15 protein-coding genes are annotated in these 17,641 nt (G+C 45.4%); 5 read left to right on the forward strand and 10 right to left on the reverse strand.

What is annotated here, in order from left to right:
* The first annotated feature begins 3 nt into the window (after window positions 1–3).
* From FN815_RS07155 to FN815_RS07165, 3 genes are all read left to right on the forward strand, one after another.
* Window positions 4–1,275 carry a M28 family peptidase gene (locus FN815_RS07155; RefSeq protein WP_142453947.1) on the forward strand — a complete coding sequence of 424 codons (1,272 nt, stop codon included), beginning with the start codon at window positions 4–6 and terminating at the stop codon, window positions 1,273–1,275.
* 5 nt (window positions 1,276–1,280) lie between these two features.
* Window positions 1,281–2,039: an enoyl-CoA hydratase/isomerase family protein gene (locus tag FN815_RS07160; RefSeq protein ID WP_142453948.1), complete on the forward strand. Its 759-nt coding sequence runs from the start codon at window positions 1,281–1,283 to the stop codon at window positions 2,037–2,039.
* A gap of 157 nt (window positions 2,040–2,196) precedes the next feature.
* Complete coding sequence (locus FN815_RS07165) at window positions 2,197–2,592, forward strand: DUF2784 domain-containing protein (protein ID WP_221930270.1); 396 nt, start codon at window positions 2,197–2,199, stop codon at window positions 2,590–2,592.
* An 82-nt stretch (window positions 2,593–2,674) separates the two neighbouring features.
* Here FN815_RS07165 and FN815_RS07170 read toward each other — a convergent pair whose 3' ends face one another.
* The 3 genes from FN815_RS07170 to FN815_RS07180 all read right to left on the reverse strand — a co-directional run bounded on the left by FN815_RS07170 (window position 2,675) and on the right by FN815_RS07180 (window position 6,276).
* Entirely contained in the window at window positions 2,675–3,838 is a 1,164-nt protein-coding gene (locus tag FN815_RS07170) for a DUF2911 domain-containing protein (RefSeq protein ID WP_142453949.1), read from the reverse strand.
* Window positions 3,839–4,019: 181 nt separating this feature from the next.
* A complete protein-coding gene (locus FN815_RS07175) occupies window positions 4,020–4,667 on the reverse strand; it encodes a DsbA family oxidoreductase (RefSeq protein WP_142453950.1) in 648 nt (215 codons plus the stop codon).
* 379 nt (window positions 4,668–5,046) lie between these two features.
* Window positions 5,047–6,276, reverse strand: coding sequence for an MFS transporter (locus tag FN815_RS07180; protein ID WP_185957207.1), 1,230 nt, complete (start codon window positions 6,274–6,276; stop codon window positions 5,047–5,049).
* A gap of 448 nt (window positions 6,277–6,724) precedes the next feature.
* Between FN815_RS07180 and FN815_RS07185 the strand changes: the two genes are divergently transcribed.
* The gene (locus FN815_RS07185; RefSeq protein ID WP_142453952.1) at window positions 6,725–8,344 is read left to right on the forward strand and encodes a DEAD/DEAH box helicase; all 1,620 of its coding nucleotides are present in this window, start codon (window positions 6,725–6,727) and stop codon (window positions 8,342–8,344) included.
* A 394-nt stretch (window positions 8,345–8,738) separates the two neighbouring features.
* Here FN815_RS07185 and yidC read toward each other — a convergent pair whose 3' ends face one another.
* The 3 genes from yidC to rpmH are packed head-to-tail and all read right to left on the reverse strand — an operon-like array spanning window position 8,739 to window position 11,121.
* The gene (yidC, locus tag FN815_RS07190) at window positions 8,739–10,532 is read right to left on the reverse strand and encodes a membrane protein insertase YidC (protein WP_142453953.1); all 1,794 of its coding nucleotides are present in this window, start codon (window positions 10,530–10,532) and stop codon (window positions 8,739–8,741) included.
* Between the two features lie 12 nt (window positions 10,533–10,544).
* A complete protein-coding gene (gene rnpA, locus FN815_RS07195) occupies window positions 10,545–10,985 on the reverse strand; it encodes a ribonuclease P protein component (RefSeq protein WP_142453954.1) in 441 nt (146 codons plus the stop codon).
* Entirely contained in the window at window positions 10,960–11,121 is a 162-nt protein-coding gene (rpmH, locus tag FN815_RS07200; RefSeq protein WP_142453955.1) for a 50S ribosomal protein L34, read from the reverse strand. Before rpmH ends, rnpA begins: the two co-directional genes overlap by 26 nt.
* Before the next feature lie 211 nt (window positions 11,122–11,332).
* Between rpmH and FN815_RS07205 the strand changes: the two genes are divergently transcribed.
* Window positions 11,333–12,163 carry a nucleotide excision repair endonuclease gene (locus FN815_RS07205; RefSeq protein ID WP_142453956.1) on the forward strand — a complete coding sequence of 277 codons (831 nt, stop codon included), beginning with the start codon at window positions 11,333–11,335 and terminating at the stop codon, window positions 12,161–12,163.
* Window positions 12,164–12,501: 338 nt separating this feature from the next.
* On the opposite strand, the gene FN815_RS07210 is transcribed toward FN815_RS07205, so the two are convergent.
* From FN815_RS07210 to FN815_RS07225, 4 genes are all read right to left on the reverse strand, one after another.
* The gene (locus tag FN815_RS07210) at window positions 12,502–12,735 is read right to left on the reverse strand and encodes a DUF3820 family protein (RefSeq protein ID WP_142453957.1); all 234 of its coding nucleotides are present in this window, start codon (window positions 12,733–12,735) and stop codon (window positions 12,502–12,504) included.
* Between the two features lie 267 nt (window positions 12,736–13,002).
* The gene (locus FN815_RS07215) at window positions 13,003–15,429 is read right to left on the reverse strand and encodes a TonB-dependent receptor (protein ID WP_221930271.1); all 2,427 of its coding nucleotides are present in this window, start codon (window positions 15,427–15,429) and stop codon (window positions 13,003–13,005) included.
* Between the two features lie 133 nt (window positions 15,430–15,562).
* A complete protein-coding gene (locus FN815_RS07220) occupies window positions 15,563–16,840 on the reverse strand; it encodes a sensor histidine kinase (RefSeq protein WP_142453959.1) in 1,278 nt (425 codons plus the stop codon).
* Window positions 16,837–17,526 carry a response regulator transcription factor gene (locus tag FN815_RS07225; RefSeq protein WP_142453960.1) on the reverse strand — a complete coding sequence of 230 codons (690 nt, stop codon included), beginning with the start codon at window positions 17,524–17,526 and terminating at the stop codon, window positions 16,837–16,839. Before FN815_RS07225 ends, FN815_RS07220 begins: the two co-directional genes overlap by 4 nt.
* Between the last annotated feature and the right edge of the window lie 115 nt (window positions 17,527–17,641).

A 17,641-nucleotide genomic window follows, 5' to 3' on the forward strand; every position in this document is an offset into this window, starting at 1 on the left:
GCTATGCCATACAGATTGTCGCTCTTCCTTCCCTTTCTTCTGCTAACTATCTCTTCCTGTTCTCCGGCCGAAGAGTCGAAACTGAGTGAACCTGACATCACCTCTCATGACATTGAAACCCATATCAGTTTTTTAGCCAGTGATGACATGCGGGGCCGCGAAACCGGCACCCCGGAAGAAGCGGCAGCAGCCAACTATATTGCTGATTTGTTTAGAAGTTATGGCCTGGACCCTGCCGGGGATGAGGGAAGCTACATTCAGCCATTTACGGTAAACATGGCTATGGCCTCCAATCCACACGCCAGTCCGGATGACTCTGCCGGAGAAAAGCGATTGGCTAAAAATGTGGCCGGTTTGTTACAGGGTACCGGCAATACAAACAATGTTATTGTAATCGGAGCACATTACGATCATTTGGGTATGGGCGCATTTGGTTCTCTAAGCAACGGGAATGAGCGCATCCACAATGGCGCAGACGACAATGCATCCGGAACTGCAGGCCTACTGGAACTGGCCCAATACTTTGCTGAAAACCGTCCCGAAAGTAACCTGCTCTTTTTGGCTTTTTCAGGTGAAGAAATTGGCCTGCTTGGCTCCCAGCATTATGTGGCTAACCCTACTGTGGAGCTTGATGAGGTAATCGCCATGATTAACATGGATATGATCGGACGGCTTAACGAGGATAGGCTTATGATTTTTGGAGTAGGCACCGCTGATAATTGGGAATCTATTTTAACCTCTGCCAATGCAGACTCACTGGACCTGGAGCTTGTGGAAGACGGCACCGGCTCCAGCGACCATACCAGTTTTTATTACAAAGATATTCCCGTACTCCATTATTTCACCGATACCCATGCGGACTACCACCGTCCGTCTGATGATACCGAATGGATCAATTTTGACGGACAAGAAAAAGTGGTTGAACATGTCGCGCGCGTTGTTCAGACGCTGGACACCCTTAGCCGCAATGAACTTGCTTTTACCAAAGCGCCCGGCCAACAGCGCCAAACCATGCGCATGGACGGCCCCACCCTGGGCGTACTTCCCGATTACGGTTTTGAAGGGGAAGGTTTCCGCATTAACGGGGTAAACGAAGATGGTCCTGCCGCCGGTGCCGGGTTACAGCCGGGTGATGTTATCATCCAGATTGGCGATATATCCATCAAAGATATTTATGAATACATGGGTGCCCTTAACGAGTTCTCAAAAGGCGACCAAACCACCGTTACGGTAAGCCGGAATGATGAAACCCTCACTTTAAATCTGCAATTTTAGGCAGGATGGTTCTCACCCAAAAACGCATATCCGATCACATCCTCTGGGCTAATATCAATCGCCCAAAAGCACTCAATGCCATAGATTTTGAGGTACTGGATGAACTGGAAAAGCTGGTCCAAAAGGTTGAAGAAGACGAAGACATTCGCGTTCTCATTTTGAGCGGAAGCGGGGATAATACCTTTGTCTCGGGCGGTGACCTCAAAAAATTTCATACCATCAAAGAAAAAGATAAGATGGTGGGACAGGCACAGCGCATTCAAGATCTTTTGTTCCGTATTGAAGAACTTCCCTGCTGGACGGTCGCTCATATCAATGGGGATGCTTATGGCGGGGGAATTGAACTCATGCTGGCCTTCGACTTCCGGCTTTCGGTACCTGATGCCAAATTCGGTTTCACCCAGGGACGCTTTTACCTGGTGCCTGGCTGGGGCGGCATGACTCGCCTGGTGGAAAAAGTGGGCCGAACCAAAGCACTGGAATGGCAGGGAAAATCAGAAGTTTTAGAAGCCCATAAAGTGCTGGCACATGGTATGATTGAACACATACTGCTGGGAGATCACCCCGAAAAAGAAACCCTGGCTTGGGTAGAAGCACTTACTCAAAACGACCGGAAATATATCCGAACTCTTAAAGAAAATGCCTTCCGAATTTCTGCCGCCCGGCGGGAAGCCCTTGAAGCCGAAACCGAGCCTTTTGCTGAGCTTTGGGTCGATGAACAGCATCTTTCCCGTGTGGAAGATTTTATGAATAAGGGGAAATAAGTTGAATTCTTAACCGGGACCCTGGTATCACTAAGATCCCTGCCTACGCAGGGATGACCCTTTTTAAGTAGATAAAAAAGCGACCCTGTTTATCCCTCCCTTTAGCTTAACCCACGGATGAATCCGTGGGCGATGGATTCTTTCAGAAACTTATTTAATGACTTTGATTGGTGGTTTTATGTATCAATTCCTGGATTACTTTTTCGTGGTGTTCCACTTTTCGTTGATCCTGTTTAACCTCACCGGATGGATTTTCCACAAAACGCGCCGGCTGCATCTGTACGTTATTACCGCAACGATCTTCTCGTGGGTAGGCCTGGGTATTTTTTATGGATGGGGTTACTGTCCCTGCACCGACTGGCACTGGCAAATAAAATATCAACTCGGAGAAACCGGCCTCCCGGCGTCATACATTAAATATTACCTGGATGCGGTTACCGGTATTTCCTGGGATGCGTTTACGGTTGATGTTCTTACCGCCAGTTTGGGCATTGCGGCTTTTTTGTTGTCGGTTTGGATAAACCTGAAAGATTACGTTTCACAAAATAATTAACAGTTACAATTCTTCAGCTAATAAAAAACCTCCAAGGTTTTAAGAAACCTTGGAGGTTTGATTTGAAATGAAAAATCAAAGATTACTCAATGGTAAAAGGGGCACTAAACACGGTTTCGCCCCATATCAGCTGGAGCTCACCGCCATTATCCGTTTCAACTACAGTTATAGTGAAAGCTTCCGTACTTTCTTCCTTCGTAGAGATTTCCATCGGTACGCGACCTAAATCCATGCTCTCATCGTAGGCCGTTCCATTCTGTCCGGTTTCCTCGTTAATGATTAACGTGCCTCCATCCTCTTCTGGAATAGTGAAGAGTGTATAATCACCAGCTGGTACTTCGAGATCGCCAAATTGCAGATCAGAAGTGGTAGAAAAGTGTGTTGCCCGGTTGGCTCCGGTTCTCCAGACTTCGCCCCAAGGCACGATGCCTCCAAATAGTTCACGGTCGCGTTTTTGGGGAGAACCGTATTCAAGTTGAAAATTGGTATCGCCGATGTCATACTCTACTTCTACAAAACCGGAAAGAGATCCGAAAGAATTTCCAGCCCGGTCTTGTTCGGCAAACCTCATACCGATATCGTCAATTGGCAATGATTCATGTCTATACACTTTCAGCTTTCGGGTAGTTAAACCTGCATCCAGATATTCCAAGTTACCGCTGTCATCCACATTCACACCCATCACACCGCGGAATGGATGGCGGATAGTCATGGAATCGCCTTCCAGATCAGCTATAGTGAAATCAGATAACCGGTTGCCCGTTAACAATGGTTGGATTACGGTATCCTGACCTGTTTCTACCGCGTTGTTAAAGGCTACCTCAAAAGGCCAGTGTACCATGTCGATGAATGGCAATACGCCCGGTTCGTAAGGCGCCGTGTACGTGCCTGGATTATTTTCTTCCATCACTTCCACATACAGGCTGTCGCCCACGCGATTAACGGTTCGGGTGACCGCTCCTGATCCGGTAAAACCTTCCACCGGCGGATATACGGTTTTAACCATCTCCTCTATACCGCCAGTCTCATCCAGCGTTAATTTATAAGCAGAAAATGAAGTTTCCGGCACTCGTAAAACCACTTGTGCGGTTATACTGGAGTCGGTTTTCACAAATTGCTCCACCGCCAGCGTATCGTTTCCAAGCATGGTCACGAATGATGCCTCGTCCTCAACTCCATCTTGGGAACCAGAAGTGCAGGCCCCTAATGTTAATGCAACAAATAGTATCCATACAAAATGTCTCATAGCAAATAATTTGGTTTTAGATTGATAAAAATCTATTTCTAAATGATTCAATGAACAAATATGTATTGGTTAAAAATTGAAACGTCCTCTATTTATGCTACTATCACAACAAAATTATCGGCTAAATAGTTGGACGTTAACCGCTTTACGGATTTCAAATTATTAGCCTCGGCTTAACGCCTTACTGTTCTGTCGCCACATTGCCGCTTTCAATCTGTTGGAATGCATCCTTAAAGACTTTTACGGGCTGAGCTCCAGACAATCCGTATTTTTCGTTGATGTAGAAAAAAGGCACGCCCTGAATCCCAATTTGTCTGGCCACATGCTCATCTTGCCGAACTGCACTTTTATAGGTTTCCTCTTCCAGTACAGAAGCAGCCTCCCTGGCATCAAGACCTACACCTTCAGCTATTTTCACTAAAGTATCGGAATCACTGATTAGCTTACCTTCAGTAAAATATGCGGCCAACAGGGCTTCCTTCATTTCATCCTGCAATCCGTTTTCTTTGGCAAGATGGAGTAATTGGTGCGCTTTAAAGGAATTGGCCGGTTGTATATCGTCCATGTTGTAATCCAGCCCTACATCTTCGGCATTTTTGACCATGTTGGCATTCATCTGTTTTGCCCAGTCAAGATCTTTACCATACTTCTTCGCCAACACTTCGTTGATGTTGGCATCAGTATGCTCCGGAGCCTCTGTGTCCAGTTCAAAACTACGCCATATAATTTCTGCATCAATTTCGGGAAGTTGCTCCAATGCCTGTTCCATATGTCGCTTTCCGATGTAACAAAACGGACAGACTACATCTGACCATATCTCAATTTTCATATCTTAATTCTATAATGTGTTTAGGTTGGTTGCTCTTAGTTCTGAATAACGAAAATATGAGCCTTTTTGTTCAGCTGCAGGTCCAAGGCTATGACGTACAAACCAGTCGGCCACGAACATTGGGATGAGGTTTCAGGATGGACTTTAGCTGATCATCCCGTTGGGAGTCGTATTTAAAATAACGTCAGTTCGATATAAAAAACGTCATTGCTGCAGATGTTAGATAATTTGGTTAGAAACCCCCGAATGGGGACGGCTAGAAAACAGTCATTGAATTATCTAACATCTACAGTGATGAACACGGGGAGAGGAAACAGGGACCTTCAGTCTCAAGCCAAACCCTGTACTTCCAGTACAAGGTGTTTTATTTTCAAAAAAATCAGGCTGTTTCTGTGTCCGCATTGCGTAATCCCAGGAATGCTAAGAAAGCTCCGGCCACGACTGTTAGAAAAGCAGAAAACAGAATCGACTCGATGGCAACCCCGTTATCCAGCATCCATCCCATAAGAAACGGGCTCAGAGCGGTACTGAATACCATCAGCGAAGCAAACAGGGAACGCACGGTTCCAATCATGTCTTCTCCGTACAATTCAGCCCACAGCGCAGATTTTGTAGCATTCCCAAAACCCATAGTCACCCCGATCAGGGCCATGTACACAAAAGCGGACCAAATGCCGGGATGAAAAACTCCCATCAGCACACCGGCACCCAATGGCAGAATATAAAAGGGAAATATCTGTCGGGCACTGAAGCGGTCTATAACCGGACCAATGCCTAAGGAGCTAACAATTCGCGCACCGGCAAAAAAGATGAAAGCGGAAGCAATGATGGCGGCCGTCCAGCCCAACTGTTCAGCAATGGATACCTGGTACAGGAACAATCCCGTAGCCCAAAATGGAGGTAGTAATACGGCTGGCAGGATCAACCAGAACCGTCGATCACCAAACATCATAGAATACGAACCCTTTTTGTCTTCGGACTCCTCACCGGTATCCTCCGTTTTCTTCACCACCTGATTCTTTTCTTCGATGGCCGTTTTCTTCAACAAGTAGAGGATGTAGGGAATAAAAACCAGCGCAATAACGGCAGCTATAATGCCCCAGGTTACGCGCCAGCTAAACACGGCCAGAATGGCTGCCATTGCTACCGGCAATAGACCTTCTCCCAAAGGATATCCCAGGCTCGATACACTCAATGCTTTCCCACGTTGGAGGTTAAAATACCGGGCCATAGCTGTTTCGGCAGTATGGCCGCTCAGTCCCTGTCCCGAAAGACGGAGCATCAGTATAGCCGCAAACAAAAATCCGATATGCCAGGAAAACGCCATAGTCAAAGAGGCGATCAGCAGACCGCAAGCCACATACAAACTGTATCGGCCGATTGGTAACACGTCAATCCATTTTCCCAGGTAGGGCAGGATGGCTGCACTGGCTAAAGTAGCGCCAGAATAGATGGAGCCAAATGCTGCGTTGGTGAGATTGAAGTCTTCTAAAAAGAAAGGTACAAACAGTGAAATCAGAAATGTTTGGCCAAAGCTTGAAAAGAAGGTAAACGAAAGACCAAAGCTCAGTACTTTTCTCTCTTGAAGAACAAATGCCAGGTAACTCAAAAGAATAATAGTTTAAATGTTAGCAAACAGTTTGAGTACAAAAAGATACGGGTTTGTGCTTCTAAGAAAAACTTGTGTTGATTGCATTTAGCGATGCTTCAGATAGCCGTGTTTTATGATAGCAGTTCCAGTTTGATTGCGCTTTGATGAAGCCTCTTTTTGGTTTGATTTTTTTGTTCTATTTACTCCCTTATCCCCCGTTTCCACCTTTACTTCCAAAAAAACCTTTTACCTGTTAACCCAAGATTTGTGCGAGATAACAGCCCCAGGAACCCTTCACTGTACCTATTTCAGCTTAATTGAAAACCCTTAAGCCAGGTGCAATTTCAACCGGTTAAAATATCAGACCTGAGCTTGCCCGCATTTTTTTATATATTGTAAGGTCTTTATTGAAAGACGTGATCTTTGAAAATTGAACTATAAAGCCAAAATGTAAGAGGTGTAACCATTGAGTTTTGAACAATTTGGCCTGAGCCCCGAACTGTTGAGCGGGCTGGCCGACGTACGAATTGAAGAACCTACACCTCTCCAGAATGAAGTTATTCCACTGGCGCTGCAAGGCAAACATATCCTTGCAAAATATGAAGCCGGTGAAGATGATGGAGTATTTTTGATACCAGCATTGCAAAAACTGACGACCAACGGAGAGGTTAAAGGCACACGAGTTTTAATATTAACACCATCTGTAGAACGGGCAAAAGCGATTGATGAACAGGTTTGGGCTATGGGTTACCATGCTCAAGTTGGCAGCAGCTTGCTGTCTATGAAAGGAAATCGCGGAGAGCAAGAACAAGCCCTGAAGGATGAAGCCCCGGTTGTGGTAGCCAATCCCGGCCGGATTATTGAATTACTGGAAAAGAATAAGCAGAAGCTTTCTCACGTGGAGCTCGTCATTATTGACGAAGCCCATGGCATGGAGAACTATAACCTGGTGAGCCGGGTAAAAGACATCATGCAATATGTGGAAGGAGAGCCTCAGCCTTTAATCTTTTCTGAAAAGAACAACCAAGCTACGCAAGAGCTTTCCGATATGCTGCTTCAGAATCCTTCTGTTATAGGATTTGATAAAGCAGGCACACATTCTTCCTCATCTGAGAAAAACACATCCGAGGACAAGAAAACCCAGGAAAACAAACCTGAATCATCTTCCAAAGAAAATAAGGAAGAGGATGAGCAGGAAGAGTTTGTACTGGATCAGGAAGAGGTAAACCGCAAACTGCGCGAAGCCAGCGTGAGCGTGGTATTGAATCCTGAAGAGAAAAAAGAGGAAAAGCAGGAGCAAACTTCAGATAGTGAACAGGATGATGATCCGGGACCTATTAACGAAGACCTGAGCCAGGGCTACATTTATGTTCCTCCACGGGCTAAGATTTCTACACTGCTGGCACACCTGGAAAAGAACCTTACGGACAAAGTTGTGGTATTTGCTGCTTCCAAGCGTACTACCGATCGACTTTTCCGCATTATTCGTAAGAAAGGATGGGGCGTAGTAAGTATTAACCCCGGACTGAAGGAAGAATATTATAACGAACGCTTTGGAAAGTTTACTTCCGGCGAAATGAAGATTTTACTGGTTGGCGGACTTTCTGCTACTGAAGTGGATCTGAATGAAGCCAAGCAGGTCATCAACTATGATGTGCCTAACGAAGTGGAAGAGTATAAGTACCGCGCGGAATTAGTAGGCAAAGGCAAAGCAACTCGTATGATCTCTCTCGTATCCAAAATGGATAAAGATGATATCGATGAGATTGTGAAGCAGGTAGGATATGCGCCAAAGGAAATTCCGCTTCCTGAAGAAGTGAAAGAGAAAAAAGGACGTGGCAAGAAATCACGCCGTAAGAAAAACAGTAAGCGCAAAGGCCGAAACAATAAAAGCAGTAATAGCAACAACAAGGATCGCAAGCGCAGAAAAGATCCTAAAAAAGAGAATAAAACAAACGGCCTGCCCCGCCCCACTTACGATGGTTTATCTGGTGGAAAGGAGGGCAAAAAGAAAGGAAAAGGTAAGCGCCCAAGTCCGGGTAAAAGTGATGGCGCATTTGGCTGGATTAAAAAACTGTTTAATTAAAGCCGCCTGATTTCATAACGATTTATACCTGGCAAACGAAAAAGGCCTGTCATCTTATGGTGACGGGCCTTTTTTATGGTTCTTAATGTGAATTCGATATAAGAATTGATATAGAAATATGTTTAATGCTCATTCCGCAGCTTACCTGTCCCGACAAACTTGTCGGTGAGGCCCGGAATCTTATTGTTTGCCAGCTATCAATAGTTGGATTCAACAAAAAAATTAGATCCCTGCCTGCGCAGGGATGAACATAAAACCTCCTTTTAACCGGTTTTACCTATTCTTATCTCAGGATTTCTGTACTGACAGAAACAAAAACGGCCCAGACTAACCATGCACGTTTTGCATGGCTTGCCTGAGCCGTTAACATTGTAAATAAGTTGGTTTGACTGTTTTAAGCCTTGGCCGTCTCTTTATCGGCATGCAGACTTCGCTTAATGAAGAACTGCTGTACAATAGACAATACATTAAATACGAGATAATAGAGACTCAGTCCGGCAGCAAAATTGTTGAATATGAACAGTAACATAACCGGGAAGATGTACTGCAAGATCTTCATCTGGCCGGCCATAGGACTGCTGCCGCCACCGCCACTCATTCCGCCGGTTAACTTACTTTGAACCATCATTGCCGCTGTCATCAACAGTACAAAACCGGCAATTTGGTCACCCAAAAATGGAATTTCGAAAGGCAGGTTAATGATGTAATCCGGGGCGGATAAATCTCCGGCCCACAAGAATTCTTCCTGACGGATTAAAATAGAGTTTTGGAAATACCGCCAAAGGGTAATCAGGATGGGGAACTGCAGCAAGTTAGGCAAACATCCACCAAGGGGATTTACCTTGTTCTTGCGATACAAGTCCATCGTAGCTTTCTGCTGCTTCTGCGGATTATCTTTATACTTCTCTTGTATCTCCTTCATTTGAGGCTGCAGCTCGCCCATCGCCGCCATACTCTTGTAACTCTTGTAAGTGAGCGGTGACAGCACCAGTTTCACCAAACTGGCAAATACAATAATGATGACCCCAAAATTATTGATGAATCCAGACATGAATTCAAAAAATGGTATCACCATCCAGCGTACAAAAGGTTCAGAGAACCAGCGCAGCCAGCTCCACCCGATATCTACCATATCATAGGCTCGATCATCAATCTTGGTGATCGCCCGGTACTTTAAAGGTCCCAAATACATGCGGAAGGAAGCGACTCCCTGATCATCCAGATCAGAGCGGATGATGGAGGTATACCGGTGTTCGGTATTTTGATTGTCGATCGCGCCGGTTACTTCTCCGGTTACGATAGCAGCATCGGTGGGAGAAATGGGTTTGATTAACTGGGTAAAGAATTTCGTTTTGGTAGCTGCCCAGTCGATATTGCCGTTGATGGTTAACTCGTCGCGTCCGGCTTCATCCAGCTTAAACTGTTCGAGCTCGCCGCCTGCATATACATAAGCAGAGGTTGGCAAAGCGTCTTGGGTATGATCTTTCTCTGTAAAACGTAAAGGTGAAGTCCAGCCAAAATCGATGGAATGGCCTACTACATATTCCCTTAAGCCAACAAATTCTATATCGGCGTCAACTTCATAGTTATCTCCATTCAACAGGTAGGTAATAACTACTCGCCGGCCATCACCGAGATCCAGCTCATACTGAACTTCCCGTTGTTCACCCGGTGCAATAGTAAGAGAAGAGCCTCTGGTCACCTGACGAAACATCAGGTTCTGGGTTTCTACATTATAATTCTCTGTGGATAGGAAACCAATATTATAAGCAGAGTGTGTAGTATCAGCTATAAGCTGTACCGGGCGTCCGTCCCAGGTGTCATAATCATTCAGTATAAAAGAAGCAGGTCCGCCACCACGATTGGTAAATGTCACATCATAAAGCGGAGTACTTACTTGTAGGCGGCTCTCTTCGGTTACTGTACTGTTACCAAAAAGGCCCCTTGTTTCAGGAACTTCGTCGGTCTCTTCACTTATGGAAGGCTCCTGACGATCTGCTTCTTGACTGGTTACTTGTTCACTTTCTGCTATCGAGTCCTGACGGGCTTCTATTAAAGCCAGGCTGTCACTTTCTGCTTGCTCTCTGCGCTGTTGGGCCAGTTCTTCTTCGGAAGGCATGGTAAAATAGAACCACCCCAGCATTAGCAAGAATATCAGGACAAATCCGGTTACTGTATTTTTATCCAAGAGTGTAGTTATTTATTGGGCTGAAGTTTTGGAAATCACATGTTCCCGTAATTTGCGAAGCAAGTAACTAACATCTTTTTGTGCGGCCTTAAAATCAATATCAGAATGACGCGCGACAAACGCATAATGTACAGCAAAGGTACATGAAGGAGAAAGGTCAGTAATAAGATGTTGATTCAAACGGTAAGCTTCGCGCAAGAGCCGCTTAACGCGAACCCTTTCTACGGCGTTACCAATTCTTTTAGGAGCTATGAAGCCCGCCAAAAACTTACGCGAGGCTTCAGAATGAATAACAAAACGCAGGGTAATTTTTGATGTTGCAAAAAAAGAGGAACTATTGAAAAGTTCCTCAAAATTCTTCTTACCACTTAATCGGTGCGATTTAGGTAAGTTAAACCTACGCTCTGTTGAATCAGTAATACTTAAATTACTTCTTTGCTCCTTTCTTCTCATCGCTTACCGTTAGCTTATGACGGCCTTTAGCTCGGCGCCGTGCTAATACTTTGCGTCCTTTCTTGGTGGACATTCTTTCGCGAAAACCATGTTTGTTCTTTCGCTTCTTGTTACTTGGTTGATACGTGCGTTTCATGAATATGGATATTTTATTCGTTCAATTTCTTATCCGAAAAAGGCTTTAAATATAAAGAGAATCTCAGAAAAAACAGAACTATTATTCAACCTGCAATTAATTCCCTTAATTAACCTCGTTTCACTAACCATTTTAGCAATTTAGCTTTAGAATTTTACCCTCATTCTGCTATTTTCCCACAAATCGTTAGCAATTTTTTTACTCCAATCCCGTGACTTTAGACCTCTTTGAACCTGCGGCCGTCACCCAAAAAGAACGGGTGAACCATGCCATGAGCGAGCTACCGCCGCATCAACCCGGGGTGTATACCATGTACGACCGTCATGACCAGGTTCTGTACGTAGGCAAAGCCAAAGACTTGCAGCAGCGGATAACGTCCTACCGGTATTCCAAATCAAAGAAAGTACAGCGGATGGTAGCCCACCTTCACCGCATCGGCTATGAAGTTTGCAATACCGAAACCGATGCCATACTACTTGAAAACCTGCTCATTCGTTCGCTGCGCCCGCCTTTCAATCAAGCCAACAAAAAACCGGAAACCTATTATTACATATCGACAACACGCAGAGGCAACAAACGAGAGTTTCGGCTATCGATGAGCGTGCCGGATGAATATCCTAATGTATATGGTTGTTTTAAAGGGCACTTGAAAACCCGTAAAGGCCTGGGGGCTTTACTCAAACTTTTGTACCTGATGGGGCGGCCCATCCGCAGCGCCCACTACCTACCAAGCCAGCTATTAAGCCGCATCACCCCTCAGAAATTCACTCTCACTATGGATCCGCAAACCGGGGTACTGGTGAATCAATTTCTAAAAGGTGCCTCCTCCCTTTTAGCCGATGAACTGGAGGAGTTTGTGCTGGGCATGAAGTTCAAAGACAAGTTCACCGAGAATTATTTTGATAATGAACTGGAATTACTGCGCACGTTTTTCACCCTTGGCCCCCAGCGCAATTTCCGCATGAAAGAGGAGTTAAATCTCCAAAGTGAGCTGATCGATCAGGACAAAATTGATGATTTGATGGCGTTGATGAAGGGGTGATTAAGCTAAGATTCCAAAAGTTGTTTTTTGGATAGAGAATAAGGTGATAAGGAAATAAGTTTTTGCTGTTGAAAGCGAATCGGGCGTAAGTCACCATCGCACATCCCTCTGGTTTCGAGCTAAAGCTCTAAACCGGTCTCCCTTCAAAGGGAGAATTACCTTGTTTAGCATTCTAAATTTATCGACCTAAAAAAACTTAAAAATGCATCGATTTTTTAAAAGAGAAATTCCCACTTTGAAGAGGGACCGAAAATGAGCTCGCTCATTTTCAGGGGGATGTGAGATGCTGATATTAACCCCGAAAATTGACTCGCCGCTCAGTGCTAAATATTACTTCCCTATCTCCCCGAATTTCTATGCATTCTGATAATTGGCTTTAAAATATCATCCAGTCCGTTAATCTTGATCTCGTGCATGGTGGCCAGTTGTTGCCCCAATTGGCCTGAAGGAAATCCCTGCCGGGCAAACCATTCTAAATAATGGACTGGCAGGCTGGTTAAATATCGTCCTTCATATTGCCCAAACGGCATTTTGGCTTTAACCAACCTGATAAGAAAAGTTCGGTCGTACATTCGTCTGGGAGCTTGTTTTGATGATTTATCACTTCAAAGGTAAACTGATTTCAATCATCAACCCAACAAAAAAGTTTTTGTCTTTTGGGTGCAATCATAGGTTAACTACGTATCATACTCTATCGCAAGTGTTTCGCTTATGCACTGTTATAATAAAATGAATTGGATAGAAGCATATACTGGTCCAATCGGGACGCTTGAACCAGTTGGGCATGATAGCTTCGAACAAGACTGAAAAATCCTTTTCCCTTGTCTTGCATATGGTGATTAGCGTCCTCTGCCGCCGCGGTCGTTATCTCCTCCTCCGAAGTTGTAGCGGAAGTTGACCCGGAAGGAACGGCTGGACCAGCTGAATTCGCTGTTGGTGTATGAATTGGGCTCGATAATCTCGCGGTCACTGTTTCGGGTGTTAAACAGATCCCGGACGTTGAGTGAGATATTTGCTTTTCCATCCAATAGCTCTTTAGAAATGGCGCTGCCCACAAAAGAGCGTGCGGCCCGGGTTCCCTGGGTGGTTTCCTGCGCTCCACGGTAAAAGAGGTACGACTGAAAATTCCAGCCCTCCATAAATTGCCAGCGTACGCGCAGACGTGAGGTAAATGATCCCGTTTCGCTAGAATAATTTACACCCTGGTAGAATCCATCCTGGGAAGATTCAAAGAAATTCAGGCTTCCAGAAAGCTGCAAACCATCAAATAAATCCTGATCGGCAGAAAACTCAATTCCGTAAGCATCTTCCGTGGCCAGGTTGATGGGGGTTCGGGTGGTAATTCCGTTATTGTCGATGATGGAAACGCGGTCTATCACCTGGGTACGGTGGCGGTAATACACGCTGGTGAGTACCGACCCGCTTTCCCAATAGCGCAGATAACCCAGCTCGTAAGAATCGCCCATTTCGGGTTTCAGGTTTGGGTTACCGGTGCTACGGTTCCGGCTGTCGGTGATTTCGGTAAAAGGCAACAAGTACCAGGAACGGGGACGTGAAATACGACGGCTGTAACTGGCCTGAATGGAATTAGCCTCGTTGATAGTGTATGAAAGAAACACGCTGGGGAATAAATCTACATAATTTTGATCACTCCCTGCACCAGTCTCATCCAGCTCGGTTTGGATGCGGGTATTTTCCAGTCGCAACCCCAGCTGATAAGTAAACGGCTTGAGTTCTCCGGAATAGATGGCATATGCCGCATTTACATTTTCGAGGTATTCAAAATTATCACTGATGCCCAGTTCCTCATCCGATCGCTCCCAGTTTCCGTTCTGAAATTCTTCAACCAGGTAATCGCTGTCTTCGGTTTCGTATTCGATACGGGTCCCCGCTTCCAAGCGACCGTTCTCACCAATGGGGCGCTCATAATCCATATCAAAACGCAGTTCACGGTAAATCTCTCCGCCAAAAGTGCGCTCCCTTAAATCATCTTGCTGACCCGTTGTTATCGCCTGGTTCAGCCGTGTCTCTGCATCTTCTTGGCCAAATTCAAAATCCAGGTCGGCGGTAAACTGGTGATTTTCTTCGGGGAAAGTTTTTTCGTAGGTAGCACGCACATCAAAATCACTTTCCCGCTGCTGGTCTTCCACCTCTCGGGTGATTTCCTGCAAGATATCCCAGGAAGGATCTACCGACCGATAGACCTGGTTATTTGCGGGATCGTAATCGGTGTAGTTGATATTGCGGTCTTCGCGTTCTTCTTCAAGGCTCACGCGTCCTTCAATGGTTAAAACCTGCTGGTTTCTGAAAAATATATCCGCTCCTAAGTTGATGTCGCCTTCCATTTCGCGTTCGTCCCAGTCGCTGGCTTCTTGATAGGCATAGGTACTGTCGCGACTAAAGCTTTGGAAGGTACGGCTGGAACGCGGGTCTTTTTCAAATTCAAACTCTGAGTTCAGGAACCAGTTAATTTTACTGGTTTGATAATTCAGGTTGGTCCCTATGGAATGATCTTGCGGCCAGCCAGTATTGGCGCGAATGCTTCCGTTGAAGCCCAACTCAGCATCATCCACCAAAATAATATCAATAATACCGCCGGTTCCATCGGCTGAATAGCGTGCGGATGGATTGGTAATAATCTTCACCTCTTCAATCATCCCGGCCGGAATACTGCTGAGCCCGTCGGTTCCATTGCGCACCAGGTTGGTTGGGCGCCCATTAATCAGAATCTGCACGCCCTGATTACCACGCAAACTCACATTGCCTTCAAAATCGGTGGTAATGGAGGGTACATTGTCCAGCACATCCAGCGCCGAGCCGCCCATACTGGTGATGTCTTCGTTCACGTTAAAACTGCGGCTGTCAAAATTCATCTCCATATAAGAACGCTGCCCTTCTACTTCTATATCCTCCATCTGGGCAGGATCGGGTTGAAGGCGAATTTCCCCCAGATTTAATTCTTCACCTGCGCTCAGGTCCAGCTCTGTTTCATAGGGTTGATAGGAGAGATACGTAATCCGGAGCAGGTAGTCATCCACCTCGGTACGCAGACTAAAAGTCCCATCTACTTTGGAAGCCGCCCCGGTTAACAGCTCACTTCGTTCTTCGTCATCCTCATCATACAATGCAATAGTAGCATTCGTAAGCGGCGATCCGTTTTCATCCAGCACCGTACCCGTTATCACCGCAGATTCAGATTGTGCCTGCACTGCAGAGGGGAAAGCTCCCAAAAGGCCAAAAAATAGTAGTACACTCAAGTATTTCATTGTTGGTAATGTCTCTGATTTAAATAGCATGATTTTTTCTATGGGTGATCGTGACGGTATTTTTAGACTCCGCTTCAAAGTTACGACCCGACTCTGCTTTAACTCTGTACAGAATCTGAAGCAATTTTGAAGCTTAGCCCCGTTTTACACCCTTTAATGTAATTTCAATGTGGTGCCACGCATTTTTATGCTCATAGCTGACACTTAAATCATTTTGGTCGGCAATTCGTTTGATAATGGCCAAACCAAGGCCTATTGACTCAGAATTGGGGTTTCCTTTGCGAAACCGCTGGAATAATTCATCGGGAGGGGAATCCAGCTCTTCTCCGGTATTGGATATGCGAAGCTTCTCTTCGGTTAATTCTACTTTTATTTTTCCCTGATCTATATTGTGGCGAATGGCATTTTGGAACAGGTTGGTCCAAAAGATGTCAGCCAGCACCGGATGCATGTTTATGATTACTCCATCCTGAATATCGGTTTCCACTTCCAGCTGATTTAGCTCAATAAATTCACGGAAAGCGTCTATACCCTCTTTCACCAATTCGCTTAGATTCACTTCCTGGTCGTTATCAAACTCGTGATTTTCAATTTTTGTAAGCAGCGCCAGCGACTCACTTAGTCGTGACAGCTTCTTAACGGTTTTTTCCAGTTTGATGACGTGCCGGTATTGTTCTTCACTTAAATCCGTTTCTGCCAGCAGCTCCAGATTTCCTTTAGCAATGGCAAGGGGCGTTTGTATTTCGTGCGAGGCATTTTCCGCGAACTCTTTAAGATTTTTATAATCCCTGACCGCTTTTTGAGTCATCTCTTCCACAAACTGGTTCAGGTCTGCAAACTCCTTCACATTTGTTTTTTCTGCGGGGAGATATTCTTTCTCATTCAGTTTAAAATTGCGGATGCGGTCCAGCGTATTCCGGAAGGGTTTAAACAATGGGCCTGACACCAGAAAGCCAATGCCCACGGCGCCGATCACCTGTAAACCCAATATCCACAACAAAATCTGTACTACGGCTTCCCGAATATCATCCGATTCAATCATATTGCCGTAGGTTGAAATGTAGTAGGAAGAATCGCCAATGGTCCGGTAAGCAGATACGCGCACGTTAAGCTCCTCTTGCTCAAGCCGTTCATCCCAAATCAGCGTATCGCTTACTTCCACCCGTGGTTCTGCAAAGTAATCCAATTTTTGGATAGTCAGATTTTCATCCCCATCTACGGTACGGTGATGCCGGAATCTTTTTCCCTGTTCCAGCAGGTAGGTCGCACGATCGATACGCTCCAGGAATTCCCATTTCATTTCCTTGTCGATCTCGTCTTTTATCACGTAGTACGATATCACGCCACCGATGCCCAGCACCACCGCACTTACCATCAGGTAAATCAGTATAAATTTGGTAATCAGCTTCATGATACTTTTTTCGAGGTATTCAACTTATAGCCAATACTGTATACGCTTTCGATATAGTCGTTAGCACCGGCATTCACCAGTTTTTTGCGCAGGTTTTTGATGTGCTGGTACACAAAATCGAGGTTATCCAGCTGGTCAGCATAATCGCCCCACAAATGCTCGGCAATGGTTTGCTTGGAGAGTACATGGTTTTTGTTGGAGGCAAAATAAAGCATCAGGTCGTATTCCTTGGGCGTCAAATCAACCACTTTTCCATCCACCTTTACTTCCCGCGCTTTGGTATGAATGGCAATTTCCTGAACGCGGACAATCTCGCTGCCACCCAGATTGTTGCGCCGGTTCACGGCTTTAATACGGGCATGCAATTCAGCTAGTTGAAAAGGTTTAGTGAGGTAATCATCGGCTCCCAGCTCCAGTCCGGTTACTTTATCATCCAGGGAGTTTTTGGCGGATATGATGATAGTGCCGGTTTCAGGGTTCACCGACTTCTGCTCTCGCAACACCTGTAAGCCATCGCCTCCGGGCAACATCAGGTCAATTAAAACCACGTCGTAGGTAAACGACATGATTTTATGAAAAGCGGTGTCGTAGTCTTCAGCCGTCTCACAGATGTAGCCTTCCCGCTCCAGGTAGGTCACGATGTTATCCAGTAAATCGGCGTTATCTTCTACAATCAATAATTTCATAGCGTTTTAATATACAACCCAAATTTGAAGCAAAACTGAAGCAGGGTGAGATTGGAAATTACAGATTACATATTGCAAATTTTCTGTTCCAACGCAGAGCGTGTTGAAAGAGGGA

Source organism: Gracilimonas mengyeensis, from assembly GCF_900182705.1.
In the GTDB taxonomy this organism is placed as follows: domain Bacteria; phylum Bacteroidota; class Rhodothermia; order Balneolales; family Balneolaceae; genus Gracilimonas; species Gracilimonas mengyeensis.